Raw genomic sequence first — 14,897 nt, forward strand, 5'->3', positions numbered from 1 at the left:
CTCGGGCTGCTCGCAAAATCCTGCGCAAGCCTTACGCGCGAACACGGCATTTGGTTCCGGTGGCCGGTATTTCAGCGATCGAACGGCAATTGACTATCATTTGAAACGACCACACCATCGCATGACGGGTGCCACCATCTGGCGCCGGCGCAGATTGCGTGGCATGCACGGTTTCGGCTCGTTGATATGGCCTTGAGGTGCCGCGATGAACATAGAGAAGTACACCGACCGCGTGCGCGGCTTCATCCAGTCGGCGCAATCGCTCGCGATGCGCGAGGGGCACCAGCAATTCACGACGCTGCATCTTCTGAGGGTGCTGCTCGACGACAGCGAGGGCCTTGCGGCCGGCCTGATCGATCGATCCGGCGGCAATTCGCGCGCGATCCTCAAGGCGACCGAGGATGCGCTGGCAAAGATGCCGAAGGTCAGCGGCGGCGGCGCCGGACAGATCTACCTCGCGCCGGAGACCGCGCGGGCCTTCACTGCCGCGGAGCAGGCTGCCGACAAGGCCGGCGACAGTTTTGTCAGCGTCGAGCGGCTGCTGCAGGCGCTGGCGGCCGACAGGGATAGTGAGGCCGGCAAGCTGCTGGCCAAGGGCGGCGTCACCCCGCAGCACCTCAATGCGGCGATCAATGCGCTGCGCAAGGGCCGCACCGCCGACAGCGCCTCGGCCGAGAACGCCTATGACGCACTGAAGAAGTATGCCCGCGACCTCACGCAGGCCGCGCGCGACGGCAAGCTCGATCCGGTGATCGGCCGCGACGAGGAAATCCGTCGCACCATCCAGGTGCTGTCGCGGCGAACCAAGAACAACCCGGTGCTGATCGGCGAACCCGGCGTCGGCAAGACCGCGATCGTCGAGGGCCTCGCGCTGCGCATCGTCAACGGCGACGTGCCGGAAAGCCTGCAGGACAAGGCGCTGCTGGCGCTCGACCTCGGCGCGCTGATCGCGGGCGCAAAATACCGCGGCGAGTTCGAGGAACGGCTGAAGGCCGTGCTGCAGGAGGTGACCTCGGCCGAGGGCGGCATCATCCTGTTCATCGACGAGATGCATACACTGATCGGCGCCGGCAAGGCCGACGGCGCGATGGATGCGTCGAACCTGCTGAAGCCTGCGCTCGCCCGCGGCGAGCTGCACTGCATCGGCGCCACCACGCTCGACGAATACCGCAAGCATGTCGAGAAGGACGCCGCGCTGGCGCGGCGCTTCCAGCCGGTGTTCGTCTCCGAGCCGACGGTCGAGGACACCATCTCGATCCTGCGCGGACTGAAGGACAAATACGAGCAGCACCACGGCGTGCGCATCGCCGACTCCGCGCTGGTCGCGGCCGCCACGCTGTCGAACCGCTACATCACCGACCGCTTCCTGCCCGACAAGGCCATCGACCTGATGGACGAGGCCGCGGCGCGGCTGAAGATGCAGGTCGATTCCAAGCCGGAGGAGCTCGACACCCTCGACCGCGAGATCATCCGCCTCAAGATCGAGCAGGAGGCGCTGAAGAAGGAGACCGATCTCGGGTCGAAGAGCCGCCTGCAGACGCTGGAGCACGATCTCTCCGAGCTCGAGAAGAAGTCGGCCGACATGACTTCGAAATGGCGCACCGAGAAAAGCAAGCTCTCCGATGCGCAGAAGATCAAGGGCGAGCTGGAACAGCTGCGCACCGAGCTCGCCAACGCGCAGCGCAAGGGCGAATTCCAGAAAGCCGGCGAGCTCGCCTATGGCCGCATTCCCGAGCTCGAGAAGAGGCTCGCCGCGGTCGAGGCCAGCGAGACCTCCTCAGCCAGCGAGACCGTGACCGCCGACAACATCGCGCAGGTGGTGTCGCGCTGGACCGGCGTGCCGGTCGACAAGATGCTGGAGGGCGAGAAGGACAAGCTGCTGCGCATGGAGGAGATGCTGGGCAAGCGCGTGGTCGGCCAGGCGCCGGCGGTGCGCGCGGTGTCGACCGCGGTGCGCCGCGCCCGCGCCGGGCTGCAGGACCCGAACCGGCCGATCGGCTCCTTCATGTTTCTGGGGCCCACTGGCGTCGGCAAGACCGAGCTCGCCAAGGCGCTCGCCGAATATCTGTTCGACGACGAGACCGCGATGATTCGGCTCGACATGTCGGAATATATGGAGAAGCACTCTGTGGCGCGGCTGATCGGCGCCCCGCCCGGCTATGTCGGCTATGACGAAGGCGGCGCGCTCACCGAGGCGGTGCGGCGGCGGCCGTACCAGGTGGTGCTGTTCGACGAGATCGAGAAGGCGCACCCCGACGTCTTCAACGTGCTGCTGCAGGTGCTGGACGACGGCCGCCTCACCGACGGCCAGGGCCGCACCGTCGACTTCCGCAACACGCTGATCATCATGACCTCGAACATCGGCGCGGAATTTCTGGTCGCGCAGCCCGAGGGCCAGGACACCAGCGCGGTGCGCGAGCAGGTGATGAACATGGTGCGCGCGCATTTCCGGCCCGAATTCCTCAACCGGGTCGACGAGATCATCCTGTTCCACCGGCTGCAGAAGAGCGAGATGGGCCGGATCGTCGAGATCCAGTTCACCCGCCTGCAAAATCTGCTAGCCGATCGCAAGATCGAGCTGGAGCTCGAGCCGAAGGCACGCGACTGGCTGGCGGAAAAGGGCTGGGATCCCGCCTACGGCGCGCGTCCGCTGAAGCGGGTGATCCAGCGTGCCGTGCAGGATCCGCTCGCCGAGATGATCCTCGCCGGCGACGTGCGCGACGGCTCGCAGGTGAAGATCTCGGCGACCAAAGCCGGGCTCACCTTCAACGGCAAGCGGCCGGAGACCGCATCCGCCGACGAATTCGAGCCGGTGTGAAGGCGGTGCATGCCGCGCCGGTGCCGCGCGATGTCATCGCAGCGTCGTCAGGCGGAATCATATGTCAAGCAGACCGTCGAATGACGCAGATGCCCTTGCGGGGGCCGGCCATTTCGAGCCCTTGTAAAGGCTTTTGTGGCGTGCTCCTCTGCCCGTGCCTGGCGGTCCGCCAGGCATTCTGTCCCTGCCTTTTGTCCTCGTCGACGTGCCGTTCAGTAAGGAGAGATGCGTGCCATCAGCCGTTCCGCAACCGGTCGCTGCGAAGCTGACGCGCGCGGCCATCTTTCTTGCGGTCACGATCAAGCCCGATCCGAATCATGACGTGGTGGTGCGGTCGCTGTGCGGCGATCTCGCCGCGCTGGTGCGCGCCGTCGGCTTCCGCGACCTCGAGGGTCGGCTGTCCTGCGTGATGGGGATCGGCTCGGAGGCGTGGGACCGGCTGTTCGGCGCGCCGCGGCCGAAGGATTTGCATCCGTTCCGCGAAATCCATGGCGTTCACCATGCCGTGGCGACGCCGGGCGACCTGCTGTTTCACATCCGCGCCGTGCCGATGGATCTGTGCTTCGAGCTTGCGACCCAGATCATGACGCGGCTCGGCGACGCCGTCGCGTCGGCGGACGAAGTGCACGGCTTCAAATATTTCGACGAGCGCGACCTGCTCGGCTTCGTCGACGGCACCGAGAATCCCGAAGACCAGGCCGCGACCGACGCCACCATCATCGGTGAGGAAGATGCGGCGTTTACCGGCGGCAGCTATGTGATCGTGCAGAAATACCTGCACGACCTCGGCAAGTGGAACGAGCTGCTGGTCGAGATGCAGGAGAAGATCATCGGCCGCACCAAACTGTCCGACATCGAGCTGGATGATTCGGTGAAGCCGAGCTACGCCCACAATGCCTTGACCACCATCGTGGAGAATGGCGAGGAGCTCGACATCGTCCGCGACAACATGCCGTTCGGCAATATCAGCAAGGGCGAGCTCGGCACCTATTTCATCGGCTACGCCAAGTCGCCGCACCGCATCGAGCAGATGCTGCAAAACATGTTCGTCGGCAAGCCGCCGGGCAACTACGACCGCCTGCTCGACTTCAGCCGCGCCGTGACCGGCACGCTGTTCTTCGTCCCGTCCGCGACCTTCCTGGAGGACGCCGCGAACGTGGTGCCCGCGCCCGCCCAGCCCGCGCTCGATCCGGCCGACGAGACAACTGCACCAAGATTGCCGCCGACCGATGGCTCGCTCGGGATCGGCTCACTGAAAGGAGAGGCTTGATATGAATAACCTTCATCGGGGACTTGCTCCCATCTCGGACGCGGCATGGGCCCAGATCGAAGAGGAAGCCTCGCGCACGCTGAAGCGGCATCTGGCGGCGCGCCATGTCGTCGACCTCGACGGCCCGAAGGGTATCGACTACTCCGCGGTCGGCACCGGCCATCTCAAGCGGATCGCGACCCCGGGCGACGGCGTCGAGGCCAACCAGCGCGACGTCCGGGCGCTGGTCGAATTGCGCGTGCCGTTCGAGCTGACGCGCGCGGCGATCGACGACGTCGAGCGCGGCGCCAATGATTCCGACTGGGAGCCGCTGAAACAGGCGGCGCGCAAGATCGCGTTCGCAGAGGATCGCGCGGTGTTCGACGGCTATGCCGCCGCCGGCATTCAGGGCATCCGCCAGGGCACCAGCAACCCGGTGCTGACGCTGCCGTCGAGCGTAAAGAACTATCCGAGCGTGGTGGCGCAGGCGGTGAGCCAGCTGCGGATGGCCGGCGTCAACGGTCCCTATACGCTGTTGCTCGGCACCGAGCCGTTTACGGCGATCGGCGGCGCGACCGATGACGGCTATCCGGTGTTGCAGCACATCCAGCGCCTGGTCGACGGCAAGATCATCTGGGCGCCGGCGATCGAAGGCGGCGTCGTGCTCACCACCCGCGGCGGCGATTTCCAGCTCTCGATCGGCCAGGACCTCTCGATCGGCTATCTCAGCCATTCCGCGAGCGCGGTGCAGCTGTATTTCCAGGAAACCATCACCTTCCTGATGCTGACCAGCGAGGCCTCGGTGGTGCTCGCGCCGGAGGCAAAGAAGCCCGCCTGATCGCGGGCGGCACCGATCAATCCGGACTGCTGTTGTGCGGGGGATGTCGTCAAACCGTAATGGAGAAACTCCATGCAGGACTACGATCTCTACATCAACGCCAAGAAGGCATCGGTCGGTCTATACGTCCGCAAGGGCGCAGGTCTGCCCGACCTCGCCGACGCCAAGGACTGGGTGTTCGACGGCACTTCGGCAGAGGCCAATCTGCCGCCACAGCTCGTGAAGGAGATCGAGGCCAACGGCCACGCCTTCCGCGACATGAATTGAGCGCGTAGCTTACCGCGCTCTATCCCCGACCTTGACCGGCGCGGTCTCGGGCATCAGCCCCATCGCGACAAGGCCGACGATCGCCGCCAGCAGCAGGTACCAGGACGGCGCCAGCGGATCTCCGGTCACGTGCAGCAGCCAGGTGACGACGAGCTGCGCGGTGCCGCCAAAGCTCGCGATCGCGACCGCATAGATGGTGGCAAACACGCCGCCGCGGATGTTCTGCGGCAGCGCTTCGGTGAACGCGGCATAGAACGCCGTGAACGGCAACGATCCGATGAACGACAGCACGCCGAAGCCGAACAGCAGCGACCACGCGCCGGGCGCCTGCACGATCCACAGGAACGCCGGATAGGTCAGCACCAGCACGACCAGCTGCGGCCAGACCATGATCGGCTTGCGTCCGAGCCGATCGGCGAGCCAGCCGCCGAGCAGCGCGCCGATGATCTGCAGCCCGTTGCTGACCAGCGACACCGTGAACGCCAGCGACGGCGACACATGCAGCGTGGTCTTGGCGTAGGTCGTCATGTACTGCGTGACGTAGGTCGAGATCGTGCCGCTGGCGAGAATCATCACCGCCAGCACGATGACGCGAAGATGGCGCCGCGCCTGCGCGACATGACCCGAGCCTTCGACGCTGACGGCGGGACGCTCGGCGTGCGAGATCGTCTCCGGCAGCGTGCGGCGCATCCAGATGCCGAACGGCAGGCAGACCGCTCCGATCAGGAACGCGACGCGCCAGCCATAGGACTGCAGCATCTCGGGCGCCATCGTGCTGCTCAGGACGACGCCGACCAGCGCGCCGGCGGTGGCCGCGATCTCCTGGCTGGCGGGCTGCCACGCCACCACGAGGCCGCGATCCCGCGGCGCCGCGATCTCGATCAGATAGGCCGTGGTCGGCCCGACCTCGCCGCCGAGCGCGAACCCCTGCACCATCCGCGCCACGATCACGACGATCGGCGCGACGACGCCGATCGTCTCATAAGCCGGCGTCAGCGCGATGGTCAGGATCGCGCCGCCCATCAGCGCAAAGCTCAGCAGCATGGCCGGCCGCCGGCCGACCCGATCGGAGAAGATGCCGAGCACGATGCCGCCGATCGGCCGCGTCAGGAACCCGGCGCCGAAGGTCGCCAGCGACAGCATGAGACTGCCGTACTCGCTGTGCGCGGGGAAGAAGGTGCGCCCGATCTCGGTCGCGAAGAAGCTGTAGGTGATGAAGTCGTAGAACTCCAGCACGTTGCCGATGGTCGCGGCAAAGGCTGCGCGCTTGACGTCGAATGCCTGTTTCGCCTCGCTATCCGGCAACAATCTCGGTTCCTTGTACGCCTGTTCGGAGCGAATATTATTCGTCGCGCCATGCGAGGCAAGGCATGGCAACACCGCGCGATCGCATGCCGTTCGCAATCGACGGGAGGACAGATGTGATGCCAGCCGACAGTGCTCACGGCGCGCGACAATCGGGTCGTCAAGGCCGCCGACCACGCGTGACGCGAACGGCACGGCGGCTCCGGTCGCTGGGACCGGAGCGAGCAACGGATCGCGGGGTCGCTCAGTCGCGCTTGGTGAGCGAAGGCCGGGTCTGCTGGAACAGCAGATAGAGCGCGCGCGGATTGGTGGTCAGATAGCGCCAGAACAGCCGGCGCGGCTCGAGCCAGAGCCGCCAGGCCCATTCCAGCCCGACGATCTGCATCCAGCGCGGGGCGCGCGGCAGAGTGCCCGAGAGGAAGTTGAACAGTCCGCCCGAGGTCTTGATGGCGCCGACATTGCCAAGCCGCGGCAGGTACTCGTCGACGAACGCCTGCTCATAGGGCACGCCGAGCGCGACCCAGAGAAAGTCGGGCGCCAGCGCGTTGATCTCGTCGACCTTGGCCCGCAGCGCTTCACCGCGCAGGTAACCGTGGCAATGGCCGACGATCTTCAGGGCGGGAAACGCCCTGCGGACATTGGCGACCGCCGCCTTGTTCTCGGCCTCGTTGGCACCGAACATGTAGAATGTCAGGCCGAGCTCTTCGGCCTTGCGTGCGACCACGCCGAACAGGTCGGTTGTCGCGACGCGCTCGGGAAGCGGCTTCGACGACCGCAGCTTCGACACCATGACCAGCGGCTGCCCGTCGGCATTGATCAGGTCGGCGGCTCTGAACAGCCGGTCGGTCATCGGCTCGGTCGCGCAGCGCGACAGCACCTCGCCATTGGCCGAGGTCAGGTACAGCGGCCGGCGCACGCGCCGCTGCGGATGCACCAGATCGACCATGAAGTTCGCGGTCTGCTCAAGATCAAGCACGGCGAGCCGCAACCCGCCGACGGTCGCCCGGTCGACGCTGTCGGTCGCGGCCCGGCCCACCGGATTGACGCGACGTTCGCGCATGCCGGTTGACGGCATACCGGCGGATTTTGCCAGCGTGCCGCGCGAGGTGTTGCAAATCTGGACAGGCGGAGCAGCCGTGTCGGAATTGGTACGCCGGGACACTTCGCGACCGTCGCGCGAGGGCGAAGTTGCGGAGGAAACGCGGGCGTTTTGGCTGTGACTCAACATTTCACCAGGAGCTCCAATGCTTACGGGCTCCCGACTGCAATATCGAGTCCAGACTCGGAGGGATATCTCTTGTCTTAGCGGGTCAACTGGACCGTAAAGGTTCGTTAACGGTAACGATCGCACGTCTGTCCGGCGCACGTTAACCGGCGCGCACGATCGCGCACGAAAGCACGCGCGCCATCAGCAACACTGTGCAAAGATGAAGGCACTATATTAATACAAATCGCATTCCATCGGTGCATGGCCCCGTGGGCCTTGTGCTATAGGTCGCAGCGTCGGATTGTCCCGACACGTTGAAAACGCCCGGTAGCTTGGTCACGCATGAACAAGAATGATGACGCGTTCGATGTCTGCATCGACGACGCATTCGACTTCCTGTCCGAGGAATACGCGGAGCTGTTCAGCGGCTCGGACGCGACCGCTTTTCAGCATCCGCTGTGGCTGAACAGCATCTACCGCCGGCTCGGTCCCGCGATGGCGGCGAAGCCGCTGGTCGTCGTCGTTCGCCGCCGCTCAACCGGCGCGATGGCGGCCGTGCTGCCGCTGCTGCGGGTGCGGCGCGGGCCGATGCGCACCATTGAATTCGCCGATCTGCGTGTCTCCGACTATCTGGCGCCGGTCTGCTCGGTGCAGACCTTCGCCGAGCTGCTGCAGAACAAGGCTGCCTGCGAGAGGCTTCGACAGCTTGTCAGGCCGTTCGACCTGCTGCGCATCCCGAAACTGCTCGACGCGAGGATGCCGATCGAGAATCTGCTCGGTGCGCCGCACCGGGCTTCGATGGACACCAACGCCTATGCAACGGTGCTGTCGGCGCCGTTCGAGCAATGGCAAATCAATGCGCTGGGACGCTCCTATATGAAGGAGCTCGCAAAGAAATGGCGCCAGATCCACAAGAAAGGCACGCTGACCTTCTCGTGGTGCGAGGATCGCGCCTCCATCCTCGAGGCCATGGACGTCATGAGGAAGTTTCGCGGCCCGCGGTTTCAGGCCCATGGCGACGGCGATCTGCTGCAGCGTCCGGAATATTTCGACTTCTACTCCGATGTGGCGCTGCGCCTCGATCCGTTTGCGCGGATCTACACCATGAAGATGGACGGCAATGTGATCGCGACGGCGCTTGGGCTGACGCACCGTGACCGCCTGCTGATCGTCATGACCGCGTTCGACATCGAGGGATACAAGAGCCAGTCGATCGGCGCGCTGACCTTCGAAAGTGTCGCCAGGGATTGCATCGAGCGCGGCTATCAGGTGCTTGACTTCACCATCGGTGACGAGCCCTACAAGATGCAGTTCGGCGGACAGCCCACGCCGATGTCGAGCGTGACGCAGGCCGGCAGCGCCGCGGGCGCGGTCGCGTTGTTTGCGCTGAGGCAGGCGCCCTGGATCAAGCAGGCCGCCAAGCGAATGACCGAGTTCAGGCTGCCGCCCGCCCGGACCTCGACCGGCACACGCTAAGGCAGTATCGGGTCTGACCGTTCGGTCCACCTCTCCCCGACGGGGAGAGGTCGATTTGCGCAGCAAATCGGGTGAGGGGCCGCGGCAATAATGAGGGACCATAACCCCTCACCCGGCGCTACGCGCCGACCTCTCCCAAAGGGAGAGGTCAACTTCCGATGCTGCGCAAGCTCAACTGAATCTCGTCGCTCGCTCCAGCGACGCCGCCGAGTGGCGCTTGTCAAATTATCGCAACGCGCCGCGGACGCGCGTGACCCATCCCGGGTGAATCCGGTCCACCCGATGCGTGATCATGCGCCGCAGGAAGTGCAGCTTGCGCCGCGCGCTCCACCTCGCGTCGTTGTTCAACGTCAGGGCCTGGCGGAAACGCGCCATGTCCAGCGAATGGCGGTCGGCAGCGAGCTTGCCCTGATCGGAATAAAACTGCGCGATCTTGTCTGCGCCCATGCCCTCGGTCTCGAGCCAGCGCGGCACATGGTCGGTGCACAGACGCTCGACATCGACCAGCAGACGGCTGACGCCGGTCCCGGCGGCCGGACAGTTGGTTTGAAACGCGTCGCCGATCAGCACGACGCCTGGCTGCAGATGGCCCTCGACCACGGACAGGTCCATGACCCAGCTCTGCACCTGGCCGACGACATCGAAATCGCCGAGATAGCGCTGCAATCCCGGCATCAGCCGAAGCAGCGTCCGCTTGGTGTCGCGGCGCAGCTCGCGCATGATCGGATCGGTCGGGTCGCGGAACATGAACAGGTTCGCCCGCATGCCGTCCGCGATCGGAAACAGGCTGAGATAATCGACGCCGTCGGCGGTGCGCTCGCCATAGGCGGTCAGCGCGTCGAACTCGAACGGCGCGTTGTCCGGACGCGCGATGGTAAATCCGAATGACACCGAATGGCGTTCGGCGAGCATCCGCCGCTTGATTCCAAGACTGTACGCCAGCGGGCTCGCCATGCCGGTCGCCAGGATGACGAGCCGCGAAGTGACGCGCTTGCCGGAGGCGAGCTCCAGCTGCTGACGATCGTCGCTGCAGCTGATGCCGGTCACCTGATCGATCAGGAAGCTGGTTGGATCGGACAACAGCCCGCGGGCCATGCCGACGAGGCTGGCATAGGACAACCCGAACGCCTGGCCGACGCTGATATCGACCACCTTGCCGTCGCGGATGTTGAGCACCCGATTATACGGCGCGCCGACAGCCTCGAGGTCGTTGATGAAGCCAAGCTGGCGAATGAGATCGAGCTGCCGGCCGCCGATCTTTTCGACACGAAATTCGTCTGGCGGGACCGTGCGCTTGTCGATCAGGACGACCCGGTATCCGGCCCGCACCAGCACGGCGCGCGCGAGCGAGCCCGCTAGCCCAGCGCCGACGATGGCGACGTCCGCTTCGATTGTGTGCGCCTCGCTGGCTGCGATCGGCCTTGCAATGCTTTCGTCAACGATCATCTGTCCGCTCCGAACGGCTTAACTGCCCGCCGAATTGCAATTTCCTTGCCTGCTGTGCCGCGGACCGGACAGCGCGTTCCACGATCGAGGTTAACGGCAGCGCCGGGAGGCACGTGGGGGAGAGCTCGGCACACGCCTTGCCCTGTCATAGGCGGCGTGCAGCGGTATTTTCCGGAGGTCCGGCTGCAGGATGGATGGTTACTGCATCGTCAACGGCGCCAATCGGGGTCTGGGAGCCGCATTGGCGTATCCGCGATGTGTGGAGGCTGCTCCGCCGGTTCGTCACGCCGCCGGCTCGGCCCTGCGTGAAACCTCTGCGCCTTTTGGAGACAGGCGTTTCAGAATGGTGCAAGACGGAAAGGTCGCCGGGGACCAGATCCGCGCGACGCGCGGCCGCTGAAAACGAACGGAATCTTAGCAACAGAACATTAACACTCCAGCATTCGCCAAGTGCTACGTTGGCAGGTGCTACGTTGGCAGGTGCTGCGTGCCAAGTACATCGTTGCCAAGTGCTAGCCGCCCAGATGCTAGGTTCAACGGCCTGACAGGATCCTGAGAATACCCGGTCTCCATGTTTGACTCCCTCCTCCAACTGATGCGTCGTGATGTGACGCGCGGCGTTGCCGGGACCATTTTGCTCAAGGTCGGCAGCGGCGGGCTCGCGTTCGCGATGTTCTCGCTGGCCGCGCGGGCGATGTCGGCCGACGAGTTCGGAGATTTCGCGACCTGGCTGTCGGTCGCCCAGATCGCCTCGGTCGTCGGTCTGGTCGGCCAGGAGCTGCTGCTGGTTCGCTTTCTCAACGAGTACCAGGTGCGCGGTGAGACCGACCTCACCAAGGGCGTCCTGCTGTCCAGCCTGAAGAACTCCGCGATCGGCATGCTGATCTCGATCGCCGCCATCGCCGCGGTCGCCTGGATTCGCGGCGAGTGGTGGCTGCTCATCCTGTCGGTCTCGGCCTTTGCCGCCGTCAATTCCGGACTGATGCTCGGCAGCCAGATCGCGCGATCCCTGGTCAGCATCCTGATGGGCGAAGGCAATCGCGAATTCTTCTGGCGGGTCGCCGTCGTGCTGCTGCTGATCGCGGCGCTGTTCGGTCACCGGCAACTCACGCCCGCCGAATTGTTCGCCGCGATGGCGATCGCGATGTCCGCGAGCCTGCTCGTGCAGATCGCCTCGATCGTGCGCGTGCTGCCGAACCTGCGCAGCGTCGACGCCCGCTTCGAGCGGCCGCGCTGGCGGGCGAGCGCGTTCCGCTACTGGCTCGCTTCGATCCTTGAGGCGGCCAACCAGTACTTCGACGTCATCCTGGTCTACTGGATGCTGGACCCGGCAACGGCCGGCGTCTATTTCGCGGCTTCGCGCCTCGCCAACCTGTTCGCCATGCTCTCGGCGGCGCTGTATACGTTCGGCGCACGGCGGCTGCCCTCGCTGTATTTCAGCAGCAACCATCGTGAGCTCGAGCACACCTTGAAGCTGATGGCGGAGGTGACCGCGATTTGCGTCTTCGTTGGCCTCGTCATCGTCTGCGGCGGCGCTTCCTGGCTGCTCGGCCTGTTCGGGCCGCATTTCGCCGCGCAGCAATGGGTGTTGATCGTGCTCGCGCTCGGAACGGCGTTTCAGGCGGCGGGCGGCCCGTCGGCGGCCATCCTGCAGCTGACCGGCCATGAGCGCGAATATGTTCCCGTGCTCACCGCGAATGTGGTGCTGCGGCTGGCCGGCTTCCTGGTCCTGATCCCCTGGCTCGGCGTGCTCGGCGCCGCGATCTCGGCCACCGTCTCGCTGGTGCTTGCCACCATCGCGCTCAACGTGCTGTGCCGGCGGCGAACCGGCGTCGACCCGTCTGTGCTGGTGCTGTCGCATCTGTCGTCGTCGAAGGACGGCAGCACCTACGCGGTCCGCGTCGCAGACACCAACGACTAAAGCGCGATGAGATTAGGTTGAATCGTCATCGCGCTTTAGCTTCTTGTTTGAGCATGATCTTTTCGGAAAACCGCTTCACACTTTTCCGGATCATGCTCTAGATCTCGTTCGGTCGATGGATGTCAGCTCGCCATGCCCAGGGCATCGCCCTGGACCGGACGGACGGGGCTGCCGACCGGCACGCAATTGACCACCAGCGCGGTCGGCACGGCGGCGAACTTCGACAGGCCGGCCCGCGCCTTGCGCACGGCAGCCGAATTGGCCGCGCCGTCGCGCGCCACCAGGATGATCAGGTCGGCATGATCGGCGAGCGCCGACGCGTCGAATTGCGCGGCCAGCGCCGATGCGTCGACGATGATCAGGTCGAACTCGGATCGAATGTCGTCTGATGACAACGGCTGCGTCTTCTTGCTGGCGCTCAGCAGTTCGACGACGGCACGCAGATCGGCCTTGATGATACCCGCGCCCTGCGCCGGCGCGGCATCGGCGCCATCCGGCGTCATCTCGATCAGGACGCTGAGCATCCCGTTCTTCACGGCCGACCGGTTGAGCGACCGCGCCACCGTGCTGCCGCCCGCACCTAGCTCGACCGACATCAGCAGCGCGACCTTGCCATGCGACCCGGCAAGCTGCTGGATGTTCTCGATCAATAGATGCAGATGCGGACTGAGGTCGGGCTCGGCGGTTGCAGACGCCGGATTCTGCCAGACGCTTCTGACGGATGCCGGCGACGCCAGGTTCGGAATGCGGGCCAGCACCGGCAGGCCCGGCGGCAATGCCGGCTGCAGGACCGGCGCCTCCTCGCGCGGAGCTTTCAGAACCGGCCGCGCCGGAATCCATCTATAGGCGGGGACGGCGACGATGGCGGTCGACATCAGCAGCGATGCGATGGCGAGCGCGGCCAGCAGCAAGGGCAGCGGCGGAAGCGTCGAACGGATCGGCGGCGTCGCGAACGAGGCGACCTTGGTCTGGGAGTTCTGCAGCGAGCGCTGCTCGTCGGTGGTTTTGTACCGCGACAGGAATTGCTCGTAGATGCTCTTGTTGGCATCGGCGTCGCGCTGCAGGTCCTGCAGCTTCACCAGCGCCTGACCGTCGACCAGGATCTGCGATTCGACCGCCTTCTGCTGATCCTCCAGCGCCTTCTGCTGATCGCGCTGGGCCTCGTATTCCGACCTGGCGGTATCGATGTTCTTCTTGCGCTCGATCTCGATCTGCCGGTTGAGATCGTTCAACTGGCTCAGCGACATCACGAGGTCGGGGTGGCGGTCACCGAACACCGCCCGCTTCTGCGCGATCTGATCGTTCAGCGCGGAGCGCTGGGCGCGCAGCGTGCTGAGCAGGTCCTGCTTGATCGGGCCGTCGACATTGGCCTTGAGGTCGCGCTGCGCCTGATCGAGGCGGGACTTGGCCTCTTCGGTGCGGGCCCGCGCAGCGGCCACCTGCTGGGTCAGGTCGGTGACCCGTAGTTGCTGGGTGGTGGATTCCTTGCCGGCATTGACGATGCGATGCTCGAGCTTGAATTTCGCCACGGCATCTTCCGACGCCCGCAAGCGATCGTTCAAGGTCTTGAGCCGGCTCTTCAGCCAGTCGGCCGCCTCGTCGGTCGCAACGGTGCGGGTTCCGCGCTGGCTGGCGACGAAGGCCTCGGCCACGGCATTGGCGTAATGCGCCGCGCGCTGCGCATTGTTCGAGGTGAACTTGATGGCGATAACATAGGTTAATCCACGGCGGGAAATATCCAGCCGATTGCGAAACCGATCGACCAGGCGCGTGATGTCGGTCTTGCCGCCGGCGATATCGTCATCCTCCGCGATCTTGAGCTGCTCGATCAGCGGCCGGAGAAAGTCGTCGGACTTGGCGATTTCGACCAGGCTCTGCAGCGCAGCGGCATCCTGGCCGATCCCCGGCAGCACGTCCTGCTCGGTGGTCACGCGCTGCTCGCGCGGATCGACGACGACCAGCGCGGTCGCCGCGTAACGAACCGGCACCAGCATGAGAACAATGACGCCGAGCGCGAAGATGACCGCGGCAAGCATCAGGATGCGCTGGCCGTTTTCGCGCAGGAACGACGCGATACCGGAAAGGGTCAGCGCGCCCTTGATGGTCTCGGCTTCAGGCCCGTCGGCCGGCGCACCGGCAGCCTCCCACGACGCCGCGGGCTCGGTCGGACCGGACCTTGTCGGGCCTGGGCGGCCACGGAACATCATGGGCTTTGACTCGAATTCAACTGGCACGGTGCAATACCTGCTCCAGCCTAAATATCTATGGTTAATCGGCAGTTACCCGCGCTTTGCGCCGCCGTAACCAATTAGTTAACGAGCCGTTGTATCGTGGCTGTCAGACAGCTTCCTGATTCTTTGACCGGCGCAT

General features: G+C 65.2%; 10 protein-coding genes. 6 read left to right on the forward strand and 4 right to left on the reverse strand.

The window, feature by feature from the left end:
- Positions 1-205 precede the first annotated feature (205 nt).
- The 4 genes from clpB (at position 206) to CI41S_RS13470 (ending at position 5,172) form a co-directional block, all read left to right on the forward strand.
- Entirely contained in the window at positions 206-2,818 is a 2,613-nt protein-coding gene (gene clpB, locus CI41S_RS13455) for an ATP-dependent chaperone ClpB (protein WP_139859561.1), read from the forward strand.
- A 229-nt stretch (positions 2,819-3,047) separates the two neighbouring features.
- Positions 3,048-4,088: a Dyp-type peroxidase gene (locus CI41S_RS13460; RefSeq protein WP_139859562.1), complete on the forward strand. Its 1,041-nt coding sequence runs from the start codon at positions 3,048-3,050 to the stop codon at positions 4,086-4,088.
- 1 nt (position 4,089) lies between these two features.
- A complete protein-coding gene (locus tag CI41S_RS13465; RefSeq protein ID WP_139859565.1) occupies positions 4,090-4,905 on the forward strand; it encodes a family 1 encapsulin nanocompartment shell protein in 816 nt (271 codons plus the stop codon).
- 72 nt (positions 4,906-4,977) lie between these two features.
- Positions 4,978-5,172 carry a hypothetical protein gene (locus CI41S_RS13470; protein ID WP_139482176.1) on the forward strand — a complete coding sequence of 65 codons (195 nt, stop codon included), beginning with the start codon at positions 4,978-4,980 and terminating at the stop codon, positions 5,170-5,172.
- A gap of 9 nt (positions 5,173-5,181) precedes the next feature.
- Here the strand turns inward: CI41S_RS13470 and CI41S_RS13475 are convergent, their stop codons facing one another.
- Both CI41S_RS13475 and CI41S_RS13480 read right to left on the reverse strand, forming a co-directional pair.
- The gene (locus CI41S_RS13475) at positions 5,182-6,480 is read right to left on the reverse strand and encodes an MFS transporter (RefSeq protein ID WP_430650017.1); all 1,299 of its coding nucleotides are present in this window, start codon (positions 6,478-6,480) and stop codon (positions 5,182-5,184) included.
- 241 nt (positions 6,481-6,721) lie between these two features.
- Positions 6,722-7,537, reverse strand: a complete 816-nt coding sequence (locus CI41S_RS13480; RefSeq protein ID WP_139482288.1) for a WecB/TagA/CpsF family glycosyltransferase — start codon at positions 7,535-7,537, stop codon at positions 6,722-6,724.
- 489 nt (positions 7,538-8,026) lie between these two features.
- On the opposite strand from CI41S_RS13480, the gene CI41S_RS13485 reads away from it, so the two are divergent.
- Complete coding sequence (locus tag CI41S_RS13485) at positions 8,027-9,160, forward strand: GNAT family N-acetyltransferase (RefSeq protein WP_139859569.1); 1,134 nt, start codon at positions 8,027-8,029, stop codon at positions 9,158-9,160.
- A 225-nt stretch (positions 9,161-9,385) separates the two neighbouring features.
- On the opposite strand, the gene CI41S_RS13490 is transcribed toward CI41S_RS13485, so the two are convergent.
- The gene (locus CI41S_RS13490; protein WP_139859572.1) at positions 9,386-10,606 is read right to left on the reverse strand and encodes an FAD-dependent oxidoreductase; all 1,221 of its coding nucleotides are present in this window, start codon (positions 10,604-10,606) and stop codon (positions 9,386-9,388) included.
- A gap of 571 nt (positions 10,607-11,177) precedes the next feature.
- On the opposite strand from CI41S_RS13490, the gene CI41S_RS13495 reads away from it, so the two are divergent.
- Positions 11,178-12,527 carry a lipopolysaccharide biosynthesis protein gene (locus tag CI41S_RS13495; protein ID WP_139859575.1) on the forward strand — a complete coding sequence of 450 codons (1,350 nt, stop codon included), beginning with the start codon at positions 11,178-11,180 and terminating at the stop codon, positions 12,525-12,527.
- Between the two features lie 122 nt (positions 12,528-12,649).
- Here the strand turns inward: CI41S_RS13495 and CI41S_RS13500 are convergent, their stop codons facing one another.
- Positions 12,650-14,734: a GumC family protein gene (locus CI41S_RS13500; protein ID WP_139859578.1), complete on the reverse strand. Its 2,085-nt coding sequence runs from the start codon at positions 14,732-14,734 to the stop codon at positions 12,650-12,652.
- Between the last annotated feature and the right edge of the window lie 163 nt (positions 14,735-14,897).

It is taken from the genome of Bradyrhizobium ivorense (assembly GCF_900696085.1).
GTDB classification, from domain to species: domain Bacteria; phylum Pseudomonadota; class Alphaproteobacteria; order Rhizobiales; family Xanthobacteraceae; genus Bradyrhizobium; species Bradyrhizobium ivorense.

Excerpts from the sequence above, each read along its gene's own strand:
- clpB (WP_139859561.1), top strand. The coding sequence starts at position 206 with ATGAACATAGAGAAGTACACCGACCGCGTGCGCGGCTTCATCCAGTCG.
- CI41S_RS13465 (WP_139859565.1), top strand. The coding sequence starts at position 4,090 with ATGAATAACCTTCATCGGGGACTTGCTCCCATCTCGGACGCGGCATGG.
- CI41S_RS13470 (WP_139482176.1), top strand. The coding sequence starts at position 4,978 with ATGCAGGACTACGATCTCTACATCAACGCCAAGAAGGCATCGGTCGGT.
- CI41S_RS13480 (WP_139482288.1), bottom strand. The coding sequence starts at position 7,537 with ATGCGCGAACGTCGCGTCAATCCGGTGGGCCGGGCCGCGACCGACAGC.
- CI41S_RS13485 (WP_139859569.1), top strand. The coding sequence starts at position 8,027 with ATGAACAAGAATGATGACGCGTTCGATGTCTGCATCGACGACGCATTC.
- CI41S_RS13490 (WP_139859572.1), bottom strand. The coding sequence starts at position 10,606 with ATGATCGTTGACGAAAGCATTGCAAGGCCGATCGCAGCCAGCGAGGCG.
- CI41S_RS13495 (WP_139859575.1), top strand. The coding sequence starts at position 11,178 with ATGTTTGACTCCCTCCTCCAACTGATGCGTCGTGATGTGACGCGCGGC.
- CI41S_RS13500 (WP_139859578.1), bottom strand. The coding sequence starts at position 14,734 with ATGATGTTCCGTGGCCGCCCAGGCCCGACAAGGTCCGGTCCGACCGAG.